This window comes from Micromonospora sp. NPDC049257 (assembly GCF_040678915.1).
GTDB classification, from domain to species: Bacteria; Actinomycetota; Actinomycetes; order Mycobacteriales; family Micromonosporaceae; genus Micromonospora; species Micromonospora antibiotica.
This window is the reverse complement of sequence record NZ_JBFAQU010000004.1, coordinates 54,808-72,307: the sequence shown is the minus strand read 5'-3', so window position 1 is coordinate 72,307 and position 17,500 is coordinate 54,808. Positions and strand designations below refer to the sequence as shown.

At 72.6% G+C, this 17,500-nt stretch carries 16 protein-coding genes; 6 read left to right on the top strand and 10 right to left on the bottom strand.

Annotated features, from left to right (window positions below; genetic code table 11):
- Positions 1-81: 81 nt before the first annotated feature.
- Complete coding sequence (locus AB0K25_RS08710; protein ID WP_363819315.1) at positions 82-954, top strand: endonuclease/exonuclease/phosphatase family protein; 873 nt, start codon at positions 82-84, stop codon at positions 952-954.
- 130 nt (positions 955-1,084) lie between these two features.
- Positions 1,085-2,629, top strand: a complete 1,545-nt coding sequence (locus AB0K25_RS08705; protein ID WP_357533693.1) for an NAD(P)-binding domain-containing protein — start codon at positions 1,085-1,087, stop codon at positions 2,627-2,629.
- Here the strand turns inward: AB0K25_RS08705 and AB0K25_RS08700 are convergent.
- The 5 genes from AB0K25_RS08700 to AB0K25_RS08680 all read right to left on the bottom strand — a co-directional run bounded on the left by AB0K25_RS08700 (position 2,613) and on the right by AB0K25_RS08680 (position 7,491).
- The gene (locus AB0K25_RS08700) at positions 2,613-3,212 is read right to left on the bottom strand and encodes a nitroreductase family protein (protein ID WP_255598079.1); all 600 of its coding nucleotides are present in this window, start codon (positions 3,210-3,212) and stop codon (positions 2,613-2,615) included. The genes AB0K25_RS08705 and AB0K25_RS08700 overlap by 17 nt on opposite strands.
- Before the next feature lie 177 nt (positions 3,213-3,389).
- Positions 3,390-4,538, bottom strand: coding sequence for a glutamate--cysteine ligase (locus AB0K25_RS08695; RefSeq protein ID WP_363819312.1), 1,149 nt, complete (start codon positions 4,536-4,538; stop codon positions 3,390-3,392).
- A gap of 74 nt (positions 4,539-4,612) precedes the next feature.
- The gene (locus tag AB0K25_RS08690; protein ID WP_357533691.1) at positions 4,613-5,749 is read right to left on the bottom strand and encodes a M20 family metallopeptidase; all 1,137 of its coding nucleotides are present in this window, start codon (positions 5,747-5,749) and stop codon (positions 4,613-4,615) included.
- Between the two features lie 77 nt (positions 5,750-5,826).
- Positions 5,827-7,080 carry a sigma-70 family RNA polymerase sigma factor gene (locus tag AB0K25_RS08685; protein WP_363819309.1) on the bottom strand — a complete coding sequence of 418 codons (1,254 nt, stop codon included), beginning with the start codon at positions 7,078-7,080 and terminating at the stop codon, positions 5,827-5,829.
- A gap of 9 nt (positions 7,081-7,089) precedes the next feature.
- Complete coding sequence (locus tag AB0K25_RS08680) at positions 7,090-7,491, bottom strand: YciI family protein (RefSeq protein WP_208566168.1); 402 nt, start codon at positions 7,489-7,491, stop codon at positions 7,090-7,092.
- A 142-nt stretch (positions 7,492-7,633) separates the two neighbouring features.
- On the opposite strand from AB0K25_RS08680, the gene AB0K25_RS08675 reads away from it, so the two are divergent.
- The 3 genes from AB0K25_RS08675 (at position 7,634) to AB0K25_RS08665 (ending at position 9,491) form a co-directional block, all read left to right on the top strand.
- On the top strand, positions 7,634-7,840 hold the full coding sequence (locus AB0K25_RS08675) for a hypothetical protein (RefSeq protein ID WP_363819306.1): 207 nt from the start codon (positions 7,634-7,636) through the stop codon (positions 7,838-7,840).
- A 116-nt stretch (positions 7,841-7,956) separates the two neighbouring features.
- The gene (locus AB0K25_RS08670) at positions 7,957-8,724 is read left to right on the top strand and encodes a neutral zinc metallopeptidase (RefSeq protein ID WP_219461458.1); all 768 of its coding nucleotides are present in this window, start codon (positions 7,957-7,959) and stop codon (positions 8,722-8,724) included.
- A gap of 119 nt (positions 8,725-8,843) precedes the next feature.
- Positions 8,844-9,491, top strand: coding sequence for an HAD family phosphatase (locus tag AB0K25_RS08665; protein ID WP_219461460.1), 648 nt, complete (start codon positions 8,844-8,846; stop codon positions 9,489-9,491).
- Positions 9,492-9,606: 115 nt separating this feature from the next.
- On the opposite strand, the gene AB0K25_RS08660 is transcribed toward AB0K25_RS08665, so the two are convergent.
- The 5 genes from AB0K25_RS08660 to AB0K25_RS08640 form a co-directional block, all read right to left on the bottom strand.
- Positions 9,607-12,159, bottom strand: coding sequence for an FtsX-like permease family protein (locus AB0K25_RS08660; protein ID WP_357533681.1), 2,553 nt, complete (start codon positions 12,157-12,159; stop codon positions 9,607-9,609).
- On the bottom strand, positions 12,159-12,926 hold the full coding sequence (locus AB0K25_RS08655; RefSeq protein ID WP_219461466.1) for an ABC transporter ATP-binding protein: 768 nt from the start codon (positions 12,924-12,926) through the stop codon (positions 12,159-12,161). Before AB0K25_RS08655 ends, AB0K25_RS08660 begins: the two co-directional genes overlap by 1 nt.
- A gap of 356 nt (positions 12,927-13,282) precedes the next feature.
- A complete protein-coding gene (locus AB0K25_RS08650; RefSeq protein WP_363819301.1) occupies positions 13,283-14,017 on the bottom strand; it encodes a response regulator transcription factor in 735 nt (244 codons plus the stop codon).
- A gap of 23 nt (positions 14,018-14,040) precedes the next feature.
- Positions 14,041-15,234: a sensor histidine kinase gene (locus tag AB0K25_RS08645; protein ID WP_357017437.1), complete on the bottom strand. Its 1,194-nt coding sequence runs from the start codon at positions 15,232-15,234 to the stop codon at positions 14,041-14,043.
- A 97-nt stretch (positions 15,235-15,331) separates the two neighbouring features.
- Positions 15,332-16,243, bottom strand: a complete 912-nt coding sequence (locus tag AB0K25_RS08640) for a PD-(D/E)XK nuclease family protein (RefSeq protein ID WP_219461474.1) — start codon at positions 16,241-16,243, stop codon at positions 15,332-15,334.
- 82 nt (positions 16,244-16,325) lie between these two features.
- Here AB0K25_RS08640 and AB0K25_RS08635 point away from each other — a divergent pair, with 82 nt between their 5' ends.
- Positions 16,326-17,480 carry a site-2 protease family protein gene (locus AB0K25_RS08635; RefSeq protein WP_308290713.1) on the top strand — a complete coding sequence of 385 codons (1,155 nt, stop codon included), beginning with the start codon at positions 16,326-16,328 and terminating at the stop codon, positions 17,478-17,480.
- Positions 17,481-17,500: the final 20 nt, after the last annotated feature.

Genomic DNA, 17,500 nt, shown 5'->3' with positions numbered 1-17,500 from the left:
CCGTGCCGGAAGAAAGCAAGACAGTATTCTTCATCGCCGGATCGCGTTGCGGCGGTTGCCGGGACTCAGGAGAGGACCACCATGTCACGCGGAAAACTCTGGTCGGCGCGCGGGGCGGGTGCCCTCGTCGGCGCGGCGGTGCTGCTGGTGAGCCTGGTGCCGGCGACCCCCGCCGCCGCGAACTCCACCTTCCAGGCGGCGACCCTGAACATCCTCAACGAGCTGAACCAGGCCGACTTCGTCCACGACCTGGAACTGATCACCGCGAAGGCGGACCTGGTCGGGCTCAACGAGGTCGGCAACCGCAAGGCGTTCCTGCAGAACTGGGCGGCGGACAACGGCTGGTGGCTGTATGCGCCCGAGCCGACGCAGGCGGCCAACGAGGCGCTGCTGGCCAAAAAGAGCGTGTTCGACGTGCTCGACAAGGGGTCGAACTTCGTGTGCGACACCAACGGGCCCGGTGAGGTGCCACCGGCCCGCTACAACAACTGGGTGCGCTACCGGCACAAGGCGACCGGGCGCAGCGTCTACCACCTCAACGCCCACGCCAACTCCAGCATCGACAACAACGGCCGGCCCGAGGACCTGCCCCGGACCGCCTGCGCCGAGCAACAGTTCCAGGCCCTGAAGAACTTGGCGGCTACCAAGAAAGACTCCGGTCAGGTGATCGTCAGCGGCGACCTGAACGTCGACTTCAGCGCCGACCGGGCGTACGGGTACCAGAAGTTCCCCTGGAAGGTGTTCGAGGCCAACGAACTGCCGAACCTGCGCTCCTGCTACAACCTGTACGGCGAGAAGGGGAACGGGACGCACGGCAACCGGCACATCGACTACATCTACTTCTGGAAGCGCGTCGAGGAACACCGCGAGATGTGGATGACCGACTACAACATCGTCAGCGGCACCAACTCCGACCACAATGGCGTGGTGGCGGCGTTCACCATCTCGTCGTAGCCTCCGGCCCGGCGACCCCCGCCGGGTGCCCACCGGCGCACCGCCGTCGATTCCGACCGTCGACCATTGACACATCTCGTGGTCCACTCCATCGTCGGGGGAACCGTCTCCGCGTCGAAGGGTTCACCTGATGGTCGACACCACGCACACGTACGTCATCGTCGGAGCCGGGCCCGCCGGCCTGCAGCTGAGCTACTACCTCCAGCAGCAGGGTGCCGACTACCTGACGCTCGAGCGCGGCGCCGAGCCCGGTGGCTTCTTCCGGCGGTTCCCGCGCCACCGTCGGCTGATCTCGCTCAACAAGGTGCACACCGACAGCACCGACCCCGAGATCCGGTTGCGGTGGGACTGGAACTCGTTGCTCAACGACGACCCGGAGCTGCTGTTCCCGAAGTTCAGCCAGGAGTACCTGCCGGCGGCGGACGACCTGGTGAGCTATCTCGCCGAGTTCCAACGGGTCCACCAGCTCCGGGTCCGCTACGGCACCACGGTCGAGCAGATCAGCCGCGACGACGAGGGGTTCGTCGTGCGCACCGACCGGGGGGTCGTGCGGGCGCGCTGCCTGATCGTGGCGACCGGCTGGGGGCGGCCGTTCGTGCCGGACATCAAGGGCATCGAGTACGCCACCGGCTACGAGGAGATGGACGTCGACCCCGACCGCTACGCCGGCAAGCGGGTCCTGATCATCGGTAAGGGCAACTCCGCGTTCGAGACCGCCTCGGCGATCCTGGGCAAGGCGTCGATGGTGCACCTGGCCAGCCGGCAGCCGCTGCGGCTGGCCTGGAACACCAAGCACCCCGGTGACGTCCGGGGCCAGTACGGCGCGATCCTCGACAGCTACCAGTTCAAGACGCTGCACTCGGTGCTCGACTGCACCATCGACGAGATCCGGCCGGTCGACGGAAGGTTCCAGGTCTCCATCACCTACACCCACGCCCAGGGGGAGACCGCCGAGCTGGATTACCACGAGGTGCTGCGCTGCACCGGGTTCCGGATGGACACCTCCCTGTTCGACGCCGCCTGTGCCCCGGACATGGTGCGGGACGGCCGGATGCCCGGCCTGCGCCCCGACTGGCAGTCGAGCAACGTCGACGACCTGTACTTCGCCGGCACCATCGCGCAGGCGCGGGACGTGAAGCACGCCTCGTCGCCGTTCATCGACGGGTTCCGGTACAACCTGCGGACCTTCACCCGGCTGCTGCGCGAGCGCTACGACGACGTGCCGGTGCCGGTGGCCACGACGCCGGGGGAGCCGGCGTCGCTGACCAAGGTGATGCTGGACCGGGTCAACTGGAGTTCGGCGCTGTGGACCCAGTTCGAGTACCTCTGTGACGTGTTCGTCCGCGACGACGCCACCGGCGACTTCCGGCACTACGAGGACCTGCCGGAGGACTACGCCGTGGAGCGGTTCGCCGACGCGTCGCACCTTTACACCCTCGCCCTGCGCTGGGGTCGCGACGACTACGGCGACGTCTTCGCCATCGACCGGCACCCCACGCCGGACCGGGCCCGGGAGAGCGCCTTCATCCACCCGGTGATCCGGCGGTACCGCCACGGCGAGCTGGTGGCCGAGCAGCACCTGTTGGAGGATCTGCTGGCCGAGTGGCGGCGGCCGGACCGGCACGTCGACCCGCTCGTCGAGTTCCTGACCGGGGACCTCACTGGCGGATCATGATCTCGTCGAGCGGCTTGCGGGCCAGGTCGGGGACCCGGGCGCCCGGGGCCGGGTACCCGACCGGCAGCACCAGGTTGGGGCGTTCCTCCGGCGGGCGCTCGCACACCTCGTTGAGGAACCGCATCGGGCTGGGCGTGTGGGTCAGTGTGACCAGGCCCGCGTGGTGCAGCGCGGAGATCAGCAGGCCGACCGCGATGCCGACGGACTCCTTGACGTAGTACGGCTTGGGGCTGTGCGGCCCCTGGTGCACCTCGAACACGACGATGACGGCGGGCGCGGTCTCCAGGAACGGCTTCTCCCAGTCGGTGCCGAGCTGGGCGATCGCCCCCAGCCACTCCTGTGGCGCGCGGCGCTGGTAGAAGTCGCGTTCCTCGGCCTCGGCCGCCTCACGTAGCCGGCGCTTGCGGGCCGGGTCGGTCAGCACGACGAACCGCCACGGCTGCACGTTGGCCCCGCTGGGGGCGGTCGACGCGGCCCGGACCGCCGCCTCGATCACCCCCTCGGGTATCGGGTCGGGCGCGAAGTCGCGTACCGAACGGCGGCCGGCCATCCGGTCGGCGAACGCCTCCGCCGCGCGGAGCATGTCCGCCGCCGGCCGGCGCTCGTGTCGGATCGGGACGGTGGGTAGCAGGACCGTGTCGGCCATCTGTCGCCTCCCTGCGATAACCGACCCGCCGGGCACCACGCAGCTAGTTCCACAGTGGACGCCACGCCCGTGGGTCGGCTGCTCCCAGCATTTCCGAGGCGGGCCGGTTCGTCGTTACGCCACCGTGCTGTCTTGCCGATCGGGCACGTCCGGAGCGGTCGCGGTGACCAGGGCGGCGACCACGTCGGTGAGTCGCCCCCCGGCCGCCGCCGCCCGCTGCCGGGTCGCCCCGTCACCGTCGGCGGCCAGCCCGGCCAGCCACCGCCCGACCCGGGGTCCGTCACCGGTTTCCGCCAACGCCGGCCGGGCCAGCTCGACCAGCTGCGCGGCGAGCACCCCGGCGGGCAGCAGCCGCCCGGTGCCCACCTCGACGCCGTGGCCACCCATCCCGTCCCGGGCGGCCCGCCAGTACGCCAGCCGCATCAGGTCCGGGTCGGTGCGGGGGCCCTCGTCGCCCCGGTCGACTGCCGCTCCGGCGACCATCGCCAGGGCCCGGACCAGGGCGGCGAACCCGGCGGACTCGGCGGCGGTGATCGGCATGTCGGCCACCCGGACCTCCAGGGTGGGGTGGCGTGCCGACAGCCGCATGTCCCAGAAGATCGTCCCGGAGTCGACCAGCGCGCCCGCGTCGAGCAGCAGGTCGATGTGGGCGTCGTACTGCTGCGCGGAGGTCACATACGGCGGCGGGCCGGCCACCGGCCAGCGCTGCCAGGTCAGGCTGCGCCAGCTCGCATAGCCGGTGTCGCGCTCACGCCAGTAGGGCGAGTTGGCGGTCAACGCCAGCAACACCGGCAGGTGCGGGCGCAGGTGGTTGCCGACCAGCACCGCCCGGTCCCGGTCCGGCTGCTCCACGTGTACGTGCACCGCGCAGATCGCCAGGTCGTCGTGCAACCCCCGGTAGGTGGCGTTGCCCCGGTCCTGGCGTGGCCCCTGGGTGATCGGCGGCGGCACGGCCCGGCCGAGCACCGGGGAGCCGGTGGCGACCACCCGCAGCCCGGCCCGGCCCGCCGCCGCCTGCAACGCCGCCCGGGCCTCGACGAGTTGCGCCTCGATGTCCGCCACCGCGTGGCAGGGATCGGTGCGGGTCTCGATCTGCAGCTCGGTGATCTCGCCACCCACCCGACCGCCGAGCACCGGGCGGGCCAGGTCGACCACCGTGGCGGCCTCCGGCCTGACCTCGCCCCGCTCGGCGTCGACGACGAGGAACTCCTCCTCGACGCCGAGCAGGGGAATGGTCGACCCCGACCACTGTGCCGTAGTCATGCGCGCGTCCGACCCCTCGCCGTCGGTCGCTCGCCGACAGGGAGCAGCCTACGGCCCGTTCGGCCACGTCGTCATCAATGCCCCTCCACCGTGGACAACCGGTCGATCAGTCCGGCCAACAGGGCCGTTCGCTCCGGCATCCGGTCGAGCTGGACGTACTCGTCCCGGGCGTGCGCCCCACCACCCACCGCACCCAGCCCGTCCAGCGTCGGCACCCCCAACGCGGCGGTGAAGTTGCCGTCCGACGCGCCCGCCGCGTGCGCCCCGCCCAGGGTCGACAGGCCCAGTCGACCGGCGACCGACTGGGCGATCTCCAGCAGCGGCCGGGCCAGCTCCGGGGGCATCGGATGGCGGCCGATGCGGCCCTCCACCGCCACCGTCGCCTCGGGCAGGAACGGCACCAACCCGTGGATGGCCCGGTCGACGCGTTCGAGTTCGGCACTGGTCCACGCCCGTACGTCGACCGCCAGGCTGGCCAGCTCCGGCACCGTGTTGGTGGTGGTGCCGGCCGCCAACAGCGTCGGGGTGACCGACGTGCCGGCGCTGTGCCCCGCGCCGAGGGCGCGCAGCGTGAGAATCTGGTGGGCGACCTCGACGGTGGCGTTCACCCCCCGCTGGGGCTCCACCCCGGCATGGGCGGCCCGGCCCCGCACGGTCACCCGGTACACCGAGCCCCCCTTGCGGGCCACCTTCACCTCCCCCTGCGGGGTGGCCGCCTCGCAGACCAGCACCGCGTCCGAGCGCTGCGCCTCGCGTTCGATCAACGGCCGGGACGTGCCCGAGCCGCTCTCCTCGTCGCAGGTGAGCAGCACCCCCACCCGGGAGCTGTCGGCCAGCAGGCCCAGTGCGGTGAACATCTGCACGATGCCGGCCTTCATGTCGCACACCCCGGGACCGGTGGCGACGTCCCCGCGTACGGTGAAGGGCCGGGTCCGGACGGTGCCGGCGGGGAAGACCGTGTCGAAGTGACCGAGCAGCAGCACCCGTTGCCGGGCCGCCGGCCACAGCAGGTGCGGCAGCCCGTCCACGACGACCCGTTCGGCGGGCCGGCCGAGCACCTCCTCGCCCCAACCCGCGAGCAGGTCGGCACAGGACTCCAGGCACGGCAGGTCATCGGGGGGCGACTCGGCGGACACCAGGACGCGCAGCCGGTCCACCATCTCGGGGCGGAGTTTCGTCGCAGCGTCGAGTAGATCGCGCGGATGGTCCATCGAGCCCTCCAGCTTCGAAGACGGTGACGGGCCTGGCCAGGCGACCCATCCACCATCGCAGCGTCGCCCGCGCACGGTCATCCGTTGCCGTGCTCACCGTCCCCGGCGTCGGTCAGCCGCGCCAGCCGGCCGTACAGGTAGCGCTGGCGGGGGAGGTTCGTCGACAGCCGGGCCGCGTGCGCGTACGCCGCCCGGGCCTCGGCGAGGCTGCCGCAGCGTTCCAGCAAGTGGGCGCGGGCGGCGTGCCGGCGGGGGTCGTCGCCGATGCGGGGATCGGCGGCCAGCGCGTCGAGCAGGCGCAGCCCGTCGACGGGACCCCGGGCCATCGCCACCGCCACCGCGTGGTTGAGCGCCACCACCGGGTTGTCCGAGATCCGCATCAGCACCTCGTAGAGGGCCACGATCTGCGCCCAGTCGGTCTCGTCGGCACTCGGTGCCTCGTCGTGCACCGCCGCGATCGCCGCCTGGAGCTGGTACGGCCCGACGTCCCCACGCGGCAGCACCGCGCTGATCAGGGCCACCCCCTCGGTGATCTGGTCGCTCCGCCAGCGGCGGCGGTCCTGCTCCGCCATCGGCACCAGCTCACCCTCCGGACCGACCCGGGCCGGGCCCCGGGCGTCGGTGAGCAACATCAACGCCAGCAGCCCGGTCACCTCCGGGTCGTCCGGGAGCAGCCGGTGCAGCAGCCGGGCCAGCCGGATCGCCTCGGTCGACAGGTCCACCCGGCGCAGGTGCGGGCCGGCGGTGCTCGCGTACCCCTCGTTGAAGACCAGGTAGAGCACCTGCCGGACGGCGTCGAGCCGGGCCGGGCGCTCGTCGGCGTCGGGCAGCGCGAACGGCAGCCCGCTGTCGCGGATGCGCTGTTTGGCGCGGGTGATCCGCCGGGTCATGGTGGCCTCGGGCACCAGGAACGCCCGCGCCACCTCGGCGGTGCTCAACCCACCGACCGCGCGCAGGGTCAAGGCGATCTGGGCGGCCGGCGGCAGCGCCGGATGACAGCACAGGAACAACAGGATCAGGCTGTCGTCGACCGGCTCCCGGTGGTCGGCCGCCGGGGCGATCCACCGCTGCGCCCGGCCCTCGTCGTCCTCCCGCCGACGCCGGGCCTGCCCGGCGCGCAGCAGGTCGGTCAGCCGCCGGGCGGCCACCGTGATCAGCCAACCCCGGGGGTGCTCCGGCAGCCCTTCGACCGGCCAGCGGGTCGCGGCGGCCAGCAGCGCCTCCTGGACGGCGTCCTCGGCGGTGTCGAAGTGGCCGTACCGGCGGACGACCGCGCCGAGGACCTGCGGCGCGAGCACGCGCAGCAGGTCCTCGACGGTGGACGGGCCCACGGGAACGGGTCAGCCGTCCAGGTCGTCGATGCCGTCGGCGACCGGCCGCACGTCGACGTACCCGCCCTCGGCGTCCGGGTCGACGAACCGGGCGGCGATCTCGGTCGCCCGGTCGAAGCTGACACAGTCGACGACGGTGAACCCGGCCAGCACCTCCTGCGTCTCCGGGTACGGCCCGTCGGTGACCACGGGCGTGCCCTGCCGCAGCCGCACCCGGCGGGCGTGCACCGGCGCGGTCAACCCCTGCCCGTCGACCAGCTCACCGGATTCGGCCAGCTCCTGGTGTACCGCCGCCATGTGGGCGTGCATCGCGGCGACCTGCTCCGGCGTCATCGGCGGCTGCGCGCCGGGCCGGCCGGCCATCGCGTCGTAGTCGCGCTGCGAGCCGTACAACATGATCATGTATTTCATGTTCTCTCCTCTCGGCCGGCCGTGGCCCGGCCGGACACCGGAGACGTCGGTGCCGCGGGGCCGATCCGGACACCGGCCCCGAGGTTAACCGCCGACCGGGCGGGAGACGCCCGGATGGCGACGGGTTACCTATCGTGGTCCCATGACGACGATGTGGGTCACGCTCGGGGTGGCGGCGCTGGTGACGGTCGGCACCCTCGGCTGGGTCGCCTGGCGCGACCGGGCCCGCACCGCCGGGGCCGAGGACCGGGCCGCCGGGCTGGACGCCCAGGCCAGACAGCACCGGTACGAGGCGGGACGCCACCTCGCCCAGGCCGACACGATCCACCGGGGCCAGGAGCACCACTGACCGTCCCGGTCGGGTCGATCCGGGTGCCCCATGGTCAACGGGACGTCGGCCGGGCATGATCGTTCCACGGTCGGGGTACCACCGGCCGCAGGACCGGGACGCCTGGGAGGCACACGGTGACGGCAGGCTCACGACGCCGCTCGCACGGACCACTGGTCGCCGCGTTGACGGCGCTGGTGGTGGCGGTCGGCTGTGCTGCCGGCGGGGTGCGGGAGAACGCCCCGCAGGCACCCCGGGAACCGGCCCCACGACAGTCGTCGCGCCCGGCGGCACCGGCCTCGCCCGAGGCGGAGACCACCCGCGCCGACGGCACCACCAGCGTGGCCGAGTTCAAGAGCGACATCGACGACGCCGTCACCATCGCCGAACGCTACTGGGCCGCCCAGTTCCGGACCTCCGGGCAGCAGTTCCGGCCGATCCGCCAGGTCCTGCCCTACCAGCGGGAGGGTGAGATCTCCTGCGGCGGCCAGGCGCTGCCCCGCAACAACGCGGTCTACTGCTCCCAGGGCGACTTCATCGCCTACGACGTCAACTGGTCGGTGGCGGCGTTCCGGCAGGTCGGTGACGCGTTCGTGTTCTACCTGCTGGGCCACGAGTACGCCCACGGCATCCAGATCCGGCTCGGCATCCGCGCCAACTTCACCATCCAACAGGAGTTGCAGGCCGACTGCATGGCCGGGGCGTACCTCGGCGACTCGGTACGCGACGGCACCCTCAAGCTCGACGCCGGCGACCTGGACGAGTTCCGTGAGGGGCTGCTCGCCGTCGGCGACGACCCCGACCAGCCGTGGTTCGCCGAGGGGTCGCACGGCACCGCCGAACAGCGCACCGACTGGTTCTTCCGCGGCTACGAACGGTCCCTGGACGCCTGCAACCTCGGCTGAGGACCACGTCACGTCCGGGTGGTACGGCGGCGCGCGTCCCGGGCCGGGCTGGCAGGATCGCCCGGAGACCACCCGCGACCGCCAGGAGGATTCCGCTGAGCAGCCCACACCCCGCCGCCGTGCTCTTCGACATGGACGGCACCCTGGTCGACAGCGAAAAGCTCTGGGACGTCGCCCTGCACGAGTTGGCCGCCGTCTACGGCGGCACGCTGACCGGCCCGGCCCGTCGGGCGATGATCGGCACCGCGATGGCCGCGTCGATGCGCATCCTCCACGACGACCTCGGTCAACCCGAGCGGGACCCCCAGGCCAGCGCCGAGTGGATCAACGCGCGGATCCTGGAACTGTTCCGCACCGGGCTGCGTTGGCGGCCGGGCGCGTTGACCCTGCTGCGGGCGGTCCGCGCCGCCGGCATCCCCACCGCCCTGGTCACCTCCAGCGGCCGGCCCCTGGTCGAGGTCGCCCTGGACACCCTCGGCCGGGACAGCTTCGACGCCGTGGTCTGCGGCGACGAGGTCGACTCGGCCAAGCCGCACCCCGAGCCGTACCTGACCGCTGCCCGGCTGCTCGACGTGCCGATCGGCCGGTGCGTGGCGATCGAGGACTCGCCGACCGGGGTGGCCAGCGCGCTCGCCGCCGGCGCGGCGGTGCTGGCCGTACCGGCGGAGGTGCCGGTGCCGCCGGCCGACGGCGTACACCAGGTGGAGAGCCTGACCGCCGCTGATCTGGAGCTGCTGGCGGCGCTGCTCGGCGAGCCACCCGGCTGAGCCGCCGTCACCCACGGGGGCGGCCGGCCCGCCGTGACCGGCGGGGCGGGTGGCGCGGGCCGGTCACGGCGAAGGGGTCCCGCCGACCGGCGGAACCCCTTCGCGGCGGACGGGATCAGTCGTGCGCGATCGCGCCCAGCACGTTGATCCGGGCCGCCCGCACCGCCGGCAGCACCGCCGCCACCACGCCGATAATCGCCGCCAGCAGCAGGAACAGCCCCATCTGACCCCACGGCAGGATCAGGTCGGTGATGCCGTCGTCCTTGAGCGCCCGGACCACCGCGGCACCGAGACCGACGCCGACCACGATCCCGAGCAGCGCCCCGAAGACCGAGATCACCACCGCCTCCACGGTGATCATGCGCATGGTCTGCGCCCGGCGCAGCCCGATCGCCCGCAGCAGGCCCAGCTCGCGGGTCCGCTCCAGCACCGACAGGGCCAGGGTGTTGACGATGCCGAGCACCGCGATCACGATGGCCAGCGCCAACAGGATCTGGATCATCGTGAGCAGGCTGTCCAGCGAGCCGGTCTGCTGCTCGATGAACGCGTCCCGGTCGGCCACCGACACCTCGGGGCTGTCCACGAGTAGCGCCTCCACCTGCGGCTGCACGTCCGCCACCCGGGTGCCCGGGGCCAGCTGGATGAACCCCTGGTTGGGCTTCGGGATGGCGAAGTCCTTCACCGCCTGCGGCGGCAACTGCACCGGGCTGGTCAGCTCGGAACTCTCGTAGATGCCGCTGACCGTGTAGGTGCGCGGCTCACCCCGGGAGGCCTGCACCGTCACCGTCGAACCGACCGAGATGTTGCGGGACTCCGCGGCGTCCGAGCTGAACAGCATCTGGTCCGGGCCGAGCCGGCTGATGTCACCGGCGGTCGCCTTCGCCCCGAAGATCCGCTGCAACGCCGTCACGTCGCTGGACGCGGCCAGCCAGGTGACCTTCCCGTCGACCATGCCCATGTCGCCGTACTCGCCGTCGGCCAGCTGCACACCGGGCAGCGCCGCCACCTTCGTCAGCACCGCCGGGTCGAAGCTCGCCGGCCGTGGGCCGGTCGACGCCCCCGAGATCACCAGCTCGGCCTTGATGGTGTCCTGGGCCAACGCGCCGATGCTGCCCTTCGCCGAGTCCAGGATCACCGTCACCCCGGTCACCAGGGCGATGCCGACCATCAGCGCCGCCGCCGTGATCGCCGTCCGGCGCGGGTTGCGACCGGAGTTGAGTCGACCCAGCTTGCCCGGCACCGACCAGGCGAAGATCGCCCCCAGCAGGGAGACCACCGGGCGGCTGATCAACGGAGTCAGCAGCGCCACCCCGATGAAGGCGAACAGCACCCCACCCAGGATGACCGCCAGCGTGTTGTCCCCGGCGTTGCCGCTGAGCCCGAGGAACAGCAGCACCGCGCCGATCCCGGTGATCACCCCACCGGTCACGGTGATCCGGGTCAGCGGCCGGTCCGGGTTGGCCACGTCCTGCATCGCCGCGATCGGCGGGATGCGCGACGCCCGCAGCGCCGGCAGCAGCGCCGCCACCACCGTGATCACCAGACCCACCGCGAAGGAGCCGATCACCGCCGAGGCCGGCACCCCGATGCCCGCCAGCGTCAGCCCTCCGGCCAGGTTGCCGAAGACGTACGCCAGCAGCGCGCCGATGCCGATGCCGGCGCCCAACCCCAGCACCGAGGCGATCAGGCCGATCGCCACCGCCTCCAGCACCACCGAACCGATGATCTGCCGACCGCTGGCCCCGATCGCCCGCATCAACGCCAGCTCCCGGGTCCGCTGCGCCACGATGATCGAGAAGGTGTTCAGGATGAGGAACGTGCCCACCAGCAGCGCGACGGCGGCGAAGCCGAGCAGGATCTTGTTGAAGAAGGACAGCCCCTCCTTCAGGCTCGCCGAGGCGTCCGCCGACAACTGCGCGCCGGTCTTGACCTCGAAGCCGTCGCCGAGCGTCCGGGCCACGTCGTCGCGCAACGCCGAGTCGCTGACCCCGTCGGCCGCCCGGACCGTGACGTTGGTGAAGACGTCCCGCTCACCCAACAGCAACCGCTGCGCCACCGGCGTGGTGAAGGCGACCTCGTTGACCCCGCCGATCGAATCCCGGTCACCGCTGTACCCGAAGATCCCCACCAGGGTGAAGGTCTGCTTCGGCGACAGCGGGGTCAGCACCCCGACCCGGTCGCCGACCTTCACCTTGCCCGCCTGCGCCAGCGCCGCGTTGACGACGATCTCGTCGTCCGCCCGGGGCTCGTGCCCCTCGCGCAGCTTCACCAGGTCGCTCTCGCCCTGCCAGTTCGACCCGAGCTGCGGCGGCCCGAACGAGGTGACCACCTTGCCGTTGCTGCCGATCAGCTGGGCCCCGTCGGTGGCGACCACGCCGGTGGCCTCGGCGACCCCGGCGACCGCGCCGATGCGCTGCACCGTCGCCGCCGGCACCGTGGTCGGCACCTGCTCACCCTGCATCTCGCTGAGCGCCACCTTGGGCTTGCCGGCGACGTTGACGTCGATGCCCTCGTACGCGTCGGCGAAGACCGCGTCGAACGAGCGGCCCAGGGTGTCGGTGAGCACGAACGCCCCCGAGACGAACATGACGCCCAGCACCACGGCCAGGCCGGACAACAGCAGGCGCACCTTGCGCGCCAGCAGACTCTTGAGGGTGGCCCGCAACATCAGCCGGCCACCTCGACCGGGGTGTCCAGCTTCTTCATGGTGTCCAGGACCGTGTCGGCGGTCGGCTCGATCAGCTCCGAGACGATCTGCCCGTCGGCCAGGAAGACCACCCGGTCGGCGTACGCGGCGGCGGTCGGGTCGTGGGTGACCATCACGATGGTCTGCCCGTGCTCACGTACCGAGTTGCGCAGGAAGTTGAGCACCTCCGCGCCGGAGCGGGAGTCCAGGTTGCCGGTGGGCTCGTCGGCGAAGATCACCTCGGGGCGGGCGACCAGCGCCCGCGCGCAGGCGACCCGCTGCTGCTGACCCCCGGAGAGCTGCGACGGCCGGTGCCCCAGCCGGTCCCGCAGGCCGACGGTGTCGATGACCGTGTCGTACCAGGCCGGGTCGGGCTTGCGGCCGGCGATCGACATCGGCAGCAGGATGTTCTCCTGGGCGGTGAGCGTGGGCAGCAGGTTGAACTGCTGGAAGATGAAGCCCACCTTGTCCCGGCGCAGCTTCGTCAGGCCCGAGTCACCCAGCCCGGTCACCGTCGTGTCGCCGATCTGCACGGTGCCCTTGCTCACCGAGTCCAACCCGGCCAGGCAGTGCATCAACGTCGACTTGCCGGAGCCCGACGGGCCCATGATCGCGGTGAACCTGCCCCGCTCGAACTCGGCGCTGACCCCGCGGAGCGCGGCGACCTGCGCCTCGCCGGTGCCGTACACCTTCCACACGTCGTTCGCCCGGGCCGCGGCCTGCGCATGCCGGCCTACCGTCGCGGTCACGTCATCTACCTCTTCCGTCTGGCTGTGTGTGCCCCCACCGCCCCCGCTGGTCGGTGGGGTCGATCCCATCCTCGGTGCCGGTCGGTGGAGATCCGTCCGACCACGGGGTGACCCGAGGCGGATTTCCCGCTGCGGGTCGGCCCGGAGCCCGACTCAGGGTTGCCCCTGAGTCGACGACCGGTCACTGTTCGTCGCGCCGCCTGCGGCGGTGCCGACGCCGACGCTAGAACCTGACGCCGTGTCATGGTCAACCGCGCCGCGCCGTCTTTCGTCACGGTAGGTGAGCGGGGCAACGCTGCCGTCCGCCCACCGGCCTCACTGCGGGTACACCCCGAGGGGGACCCGCCACCACCCGGCTACGCCTTGGGGCGGACCAGCCCCGACTCGTACGCCAGCACCACCGCCTGCACCCGGTCGCGCAGCCGTAGCTTGGTCAGCACGTGCCCGACGTGGGTCTTGATGGTCGTCTCGCTGACCGACAGCGCGGCGGCGATCTCCGCATTGGACAACCCCCGGGCCACCTGGACGAGCACCTCGCGTTCCCGCTCGGTCAACGTGCCCAACGCCTTCGGTGGGCTCGCCGCCGGGTCCGGCAGCACGGTGGCGAACCGGTCCAGCAGCCGCTTGAGGATGCGCGGCGCCACCACCGCCTCCCCGGCGGCCACCGTCCGGATGGCGGTGACCAGGTCGTCGGCCGGCACGTCCTTGGCCAGGAACCCGCTCGCCCCGGCCCGCAACGCCCCCACCACGTACTCGTCGAGGTCGAAGGTGGTGAGGATGAGCACCCGCACCGGCAACCGGGCGTCCACGATCGCCCGGGTCGCGGCCACCCCGTCCATCCGGGGCATCCGGATGTCCATCAGCACCACGTCGGGCAGCAGCCGGCGGGACAACTCCACCGCCTCCTGACCGTCCCCGGCCTCGGCCACGATGTCCAGGTCGTCCTCGGTGCCCAACACCATCCGGAACCCGGTACGCAGCAACGGCTGGTCGTCGGCGAGCAGGATGCGCACCGGCCGCCCCGGCGCGCGGGCGGGCCCCCGCACCTCGTCCGGCACGACGGAAGGGGAGCTGCCGTACGTCTTGCCCATCTGCTCTCCCCGTTCTGCCGCCGTCACGTCGGGACCGCCCCGACCGGTTCCACCGGGATCCGGGCGTACACCCGGAAGCCGCCACCGGGACGTGGCCCGGTGTGCAGGATCCCACCGTAGAGGCCGACCCGTTCCCGCATACCGACCAACCCGTGCCCGATCCGGTCGGGTTCCGGCCCGGGACCCCGCCCGGTGTCGGTGACCACCACCGTCAGGCAGCCGTCCGTCACCCCCAGCCGGACCGTCGCGGTGGCCCGTCCGGCGTGCTTGAGCGCATTGGTCAACGCCTCCTGCACGATCCGGTAGACGGTCAGCGAGATGCCCTCCTCGACCGTCGGCACCGGGTCCGCGACCTCCAGGGTGACCGGGAGCCCCGCCTCGCGTACCTGCTCGGCCAGCGCGGCGATGCCGGCCAGGCCGGGCTGCGGGGTGAGGTCGGCGGCCGGCTCGGCGTCGGTACGCAGCACGTCCAGCAGTCGCCGCATCTCCCGCAGCGTGACCCGACTGGTGTCCTCGATCGTGGCGATCGCCTCGTCGGCGGCGGCCAGGTCCCGCCGCAGCACCCGCCGGGCCCCGGTGGCCAGCACCCCCATCACACTGACGTGGTGGGCGACCACGTCGTGCAGCTCCCGGGCGATCCGTCGCCGCTCGTCGGCCACCGCCTGCTCGGCCAGCGACCGTTGGTTCTCCTCGGCCACCCGGGCCCGTTCCCGCAGCGCCCGCAGCGAGGTGCGCCGGGCCCGCACCGCCCGCCCCACCGCGTAGGCGAGCAGCGCGGTCAGCAGGTTGTTGAGCACCAGGTACGCCGGGCCGACGTCGAGCCCGGTGTCCAGTGGGGTGAGCACGTTGAGCGCCGCCACCGGCACCCACAGCAGCACCGTGGCGGCGACCGCCGGGAGCGCCGGCCGGTTGACCGTCATCGTGTAGGTCAGCACCAGGAACGTCAGGCTCTGCGTGGTCGGGGCGTGCCCGAGCACCGCCGGCACGGCCAGGGTGGCCAACGCGGCCCCCACCGCAGGCCACGGGGCGACCCGCCGCAGCGCCACCGGCGCGGCGCACAGCAGGCTCCAGGCCAGCGCGGACGGCAGTTGCCGAGGCCAGAACTCGCGGGGGGTGATCAGGATGAAGGCGACCTCCAGCACCACCAGCGCGACGGCGAAGAGAGCGTCACCGGCCAACGGCCGGCGCACCCACCAGCGCTCGCCCCCCTCGGTCATACCGTGACGCTAGCCGCCCGGCGGGCCGTCCGGTCGTCGCCGACGGTGAACCTCGTCTCCTCCTCGCGGATGAGCCGGTCTCCGACCCGCCGACCCGTTACTCGTCGGCACCCGGGGTGGCCGGTCGGGACCGGGCGTCGCGCAACGGGTCGGCCGCCCCGGCCCGCTGCGGGAACGGCGGCGGGGTGCCGCCGAAGGTCGGGCAGTGCGCCTGGTGGTTGCACCAGTCGCAGAGCCGACTCGGTCGGGGCCGGAAATCCTGCCGCACGGTGGCCTGCTCGATGGCCTGCCAGAGCGCCACCACGGTGCGCTCGAACCGCAGCAGCTCCTCGGCGTCGGGGGAGTAGTCGCAGACCTCGGCGTCCTTGAGGTAGAGCAGGCGCAGCACGCGGGGCACCACGCCCCGGGTGCGCCACAGCACCAACGCGTAGAACTTCAGCTGGAACAGCGCCCGGGCCTCGAACGCCTCCCTCGGCGCACCGCCGGTCTTGTAGTCGACGACCCGCAGCGCCCCGTCGGGGGCCACGTCGAGCCGGTCGACGTAACCACGGATGAGCAGCTCGTCGTCGACCACCGCGGAGATCAGGCTCTCCCGCTCGGCGGGCTCCAGCCGGCGCGGATCCTCCACCGCGAAGTAACCCGCCAACAGCGCCGTCGCCGAGCGGAGGAACTCGGCCGTGCCCGCCTCGTCGCCCGGGTCGAACAGGCCGGCCAGCTCGGGCTGCTCGGTGACCAGCCGGTCCCACTGCGGGACGACCAGGTCACCGGCGGCGTCGGGGGTGCGCCCGCCCGCCGGCAGGTCGAACAACCGCTCCAGCACCGCGTGCACCAGGGTGCCCCGGGCCTGCTCGACGCTGGGTCGCTCGGGCAACCGGTCGATGCTGCGGAACCGGTAGAGCAGCGGGCAGGTCTTGAAGTCGGCGGCCCGTGACGGCGACAGTGAAGCCCGGACCGTGGCGGGCAACGCCGCCGGAGGATGCTGCTGGTCGGTCACCGGTTCCGCCGTCATGCCCCGAAGGTTAGGGCACCGGTGTGACACCACCGCGCTCGCCGCACCGGGCATGATCGAGTCGGCGCGTAGCATCGGGGCGGTGGAGTCCCGTCCCCGCGCACCGCGCCGGCCCCGCCGGGGTGCCGGCCTGACCGTCGGCCGGGTGTTCGGGGTGCCGCTGCACCTCAACCTGTCGATGCTGCTGCTCACCCTGCTGGTGACCGTCACCTATGCCGAGTTCGCCCGGGACCGCCTCGGGCTGTCCCCGCTCGGCGGCTACCTGATCGGTCTCGGCTTCGTGGTGTCGCTGCTCGGTTCCGTCCTGCTGCACGAACTGGGGCACGCGCTGACCGCCCGCCGCTACGGCATCGGTGTGCGCGGGATCACCCTGGAACTGCTCGGCGGCTACACCGAGATGGACCGGGACGCCCCCAACCCCCGGGTGGAGCTGCTGGTCGCCCTGGCCGGCCCGGCCGTCTCGGCGCTGCTCGGCGGGATCGCCGTGGCCGCCACGCTGGCCGCCCCCGACCACACCCTGGCCCACCAGCTCGCGCTGCAACTGGCACTGAGCAACGTCATCGTGGCCGTGTTCAACGTGCTGCCCGGCCTGCCCCTGGACGGCGGCCGGGCGCTGCGCGCCGTGCTGTGGCGGCTCACCCGGGACCGGCACCGGGCCACCGAGATCGCCGGCTGGGTCGGGCGGGCCGTCGCGGTGGCCACCGCCGGGCTGGTCGTGCTGCTCACCATCCAGCGGATCCTGGTGCCGCTGGCGTTGCCGCTGATGCTGCTGGTCGCGATCACCCTCTGGCGGGGCGCCGGCCAGTCGATCCGGTACGCCCGGATCAGCCGCCGGGTGCCGCTGCTCGACCTGGGCCGGCTGGCCCGCCCGGTCCACGCCGTACCCACCGGCACGCCACTGGCCGAGGCGCAGCGTCGGCACGCCGAGCAGGGCCCGCCCCGGTCCGCCCTCCTGGTCGTCGACGGCGCGGGCCGGCCCGTCGCCCTGGTCGACCCGGCGGCGGCGGACGCCGTACCGGTGGACCGTCGGCCCTGGTTGGGGGTGGACGCGGTGGCCCGGCCGCTGACCGCGCTGCCGACCCTGCCGCTCGGTCTCGACGGCGAGCGGCTGATGGCGGCCGTCCAGGCCCACCCGGGCGCACGGTACGTGGTGACGGCAGGCGAAGATGTGGTCGGCGTTCTGCACACCGCGGATCTCGCCCAGGTCCTCGAACCCACACGGAAGATGAACAGGTGACCGCAGCACATCCCCCCACC